The sequence below is a fragment of the Rhodococcus sp. R1101 genome, assembly GCF_000278445.1.
Lineage (GTDB): Bacteria > Actinomycetota > Actinomycetes > Mycobacteriales > Mycobacteriaceae > Rhodococcus > Rhodococcus gordoniae.
The window spans coordinates 1-3,240 of record NZ_AJVB01000445.1 but is presented as its reverse complement, the minus strand read 5'-3'; the positions used below and the strand labels follow the sequence as shown (position 1 = coordinate 3,240).

The window sequence follows — 3,240 nt, the reverse complement described above, 5'->3', positions numbered from 1 at the left end:
CCACCTGCCAGCCACGATCGTTCGCCGCGGTCTGCGAGACGAGGATCTCGTTGCCGGACACATCGCCGGTACCCGCGGTGATCTGCAGGTCGAGGACGTCCTCGAGCGGCCCTCCTGCGGCGGCTCCGAACTCGAAGTCCTGGTCGATCTTCGCCTGGACGCCGTAGACGGGCACGACCTCCTCGACGCCGTCGACGGTGCGCACCGCATCCGCGGCGGGCGTCGGAACGCCGAACATCTGCGGCCCGGTGAGCATGAAGTCCGCCTCGACGCCGTTGTCGACGAGCGAGTCGACACTCGCCTTCGCCGACGAACCGAACACGCCGATGACGGAGACGAGCATCAGGCCCAGGGTGAGGGCGAAGGCCGTCGCGGCGGTGCGCCGGGGATTGCGGGTCGCGTTGGTGCGCGCGAGCCGGCCGATGGATCCGAAGGGTCGGGCGAAGACGGCACCGAGCGCGTTCACGACGGGTCGGGACAGCGCCGGCGCCGCGAACAGGACCGCCAGGATCAGCAGGAACGCGCCGATGCCGACGGTCGCGGCCGCGCCACCGCCGACCTGCTGGGCGCCCACCACGACCAGGGCCGCACCGACGATCGCGCAGAGCACACCGATGATCGTGCGCAGCCGCAGCGATTCGACCGTCGCAGTGGATTCCTCGCGCATCGCGGCCACGGGCGGAACGTGGGTCGCGCGCCGGGCCGGGGCGTAGGCACTGATCATCGTCACGACCACGCCGACGAGCAGCGCGACGATCACGGTGCGCGGGGACAGCTGCAGCGGGCCGGACGGCAGTCCGAGATCTGCGGCGTTCAGCGCCGCGCGCAGGCCGTAGGCGAGGGCGACACCGGCGGCGATGCCGAGGACGCTGCCTATCAGGCCGACGACGAAGGCTTCGAGGGTGACGGACCGGCCGACCTGCTTGCGGCTCGCGCCGATCGCGCGGAGCAGAGCGAGTTCGCGCAGTCGCTGGGCGACGATCATCGAGAAGGTGTTGTAGATGATGAACGTGCCGACGAGCAGCGCGATCGCGCCGAACGCGAGCAGGAAGTAGTTGAGGAAGTTCAGTGCCTCGGCGACCTGCGACTTGGTCTCCTCGGTGACCTCGGCGCCGGTCTGGACCTTCAGATCGGGCAGCGCCGCCGCGATCTCGTCGCGCAACTCGTCGGGCGAGAGCGACCCGTCGCCCGCGACGTCGAGGAAACCGACGTGCCGGCCGTCGGTGAACAGCTGGGACGCCTGCTGTTCGGTGAACAACGCGCCGATATAGCCGCCCGTATCGGTGTCGAGCTGGTAGACGCCGCTGACGGTCACCGGCACCATGCCCTGGGAGATGGTGAGCACCGTCGTGCTGTCGCCGACCGAGAGTCCGCCGCGTTCCGCAGCGCTCTCGTTGAGCGCGATCTGCCCGTTCTGCGCGGGCGGTGCACCGGCGACGAAGATCTCCGGTTCGCCGACGAGACGGTCGGGCGGGATGTAGGCGTAGCCCTCGGCGGGCGCGCCTCCGGTCTGGATCGCGGCGCCCTCGGAGTCGAGGACGATGATGCCGCCACCGATCGTCGGAGAGACGCGGTCGACGCCGGGGAGGGCTGCGACCTCGTCGACGGCCGCGATCGGTACGCCGCTGGTGCCGTTCTCCTCGGTGCCGACGCGGACGTCGACGCCCTGGGCGACGTCGCCGAAGATGTTGTCGAAGGTGCGCTGCAGCGTGTCGGTGAAGACGAACGAGCCGGTGATGAAGGCCGTGCCGAGCACCACGGAGAGCACGGTCAGAGCGAGCCGCACCTTGTGGGCGGCGAGGTTGCGCAGGGCAACTCTGCGGATGGGATTCCCACTCATCGCGGTGTCTCCTATTCCGCCACGGGTGCCGCGGAGGCGGGATCGAACTGCTTCATCCGGTCGAGCACACGGTCGGCCGTGGGTTCGCGCATCTCGTCGACGATGCGTCCGTCGGCGAGGAACACCACGCGGTCGGCGTAGCCGGCGGCACGCGGGTCGTGGGTGACGATCACGACGGTCTGGTCGAACTCGTCGACGGCGGCCCGGAGGATGGAAAGTACCTCACCGGACGAGCGGGAATCGAGATTGCCGGTCGGCTCGTCGCCGAAGATGATCTCCGGTCGGCCGGCGAGGGCACGCGCACACGCGACGCGCTGCTGCTGTCCACCGGACAGCTCGCCGGGGCGGTGTCCGAGGCGGTCGGTGAGGCCCAGACGGCTGACGACGGTGTCGAGCCATTCGCGATCGACCTTGCGGCCCGCGATATCCACCGGCAGGGTGATGTTCTCGAGCGCGGTGAGAGTGGGGACGAGGTTGAAGGCCTGGAAGACGAAGCCGATGCGGTCGCGCCGCAGCTGGGTCATCCCCTTGTCGGACAGGGTCGTCAGGTCGGTGTCGCCGATGAAGACCGCTCCGGAGGTGGCGCTGTCGAGACCTGCGAGGCAGTGCATGAGGGTCGACTTGCCCGATCCGGAAGGACCCATGATCGCGGTGAACTCACCGGCGGCGAAGTCGGCGGTCACGCCGTCGAGGGCGTGTACCGAGGTTTCCCCGCTGCCGTAGATCTTCTTCAGGTCCTGGGCGCGGGCTGCTGGGGCCGAGTGCAGTGGCATGCACCCATCTTCCCGGTGCGGGGACCCTCGCACCATCGGGGAGGACCCCGATCTTCGACTCGGGGATACGGGCGTATGCCGGGCGGGAGCTCAGGCCCAGCGGGCCTGCCCTCCGTCCAGCGGGAGCGTCGCGCCGGTGAGATAGCGTGCGTCGTCGCTCACGATCCAGGCCACGGCGCGGCCGATGTCCTGTTCGGGGTCGCCGATGCGGCGGAGCGGGATGGACTTCACGAAGGCGGCGGCCTCCTCCGGGTACGTCTCCGTCCATTTCTTCAGGCCCGGGGAGAGGGCGTGGGGGGCGACGGCATTGACGCGGATACCGTCGATTCCCCATTCGGATGCCGCGGTGCGCGTCAGCGACCGCAGTGCCTCCTTGGTCGAGGCGTAGCCGCCGTACCCGCTGGTGTCCCACCGCACGGCGGCGGAGGTGACCATGTTGACGATGGACCCGCCTCCGCGGGCCTTCATGATCGGGTGGACGAGTTGCATGGCCTGCAGCGCCGCGAGCGGACCCGAGCGGTACGCCTTCTCCAGCACGGCCGGCTTCAGGTCGAGCAGCGGGCCGAGCGGATTGAAGCTGGCGTTGTTGACGAGGATGTCGACGCCGCCGAACAGCTCGACCGTTCG

At 69.6% G+C, this 3,240-nt stretch carries 3 protein-coding genes; all 3 read right to left on the bottom strand.

Features of this window, described 5'->3' with window-relative positions; genetic code table 11:
* Positions 1-1,840: FtsX-like permease family protein (locus R1101_RS0119550; protein WP_016935008.1), on the bottom strand; the 1,840-nt coding region annotated here is incomplete at its 3' end.
* Between the two features lie 11 nt (positions 1,841-1,851).
* Complete coding sequence (locus tag R1101_RS0119545; RefSeq protein WP_016935007.1) at positions 1,852-2,613, bottom strand: ABC transporter ATP-binding protein; 762 nt, start codon at positions 2,611-2,613, stop codon at positions 1,852-1,854.
* Between the two features lie 90 nt (positions 2,614-2,703).
* Positions 2,704-3,240: SDR family NAD(P)-dependent oxidoreductase (locus R1101_RS0119540; protein WP_016935006.1), on the bottom strand; the 537-nt coding region annotated here is incomplete at its 5' end.

Bases quoted from the DNA above. Each gene is read 5' to 3' on its own strand.
- R1101_RS0119545 (WP_016935007.1), bottom strand. From the start codon at position 2,613: ATGCCACTGCACTCGGCCCCAGCAGCCCGCGCCCAGGACCTGAAGAAG.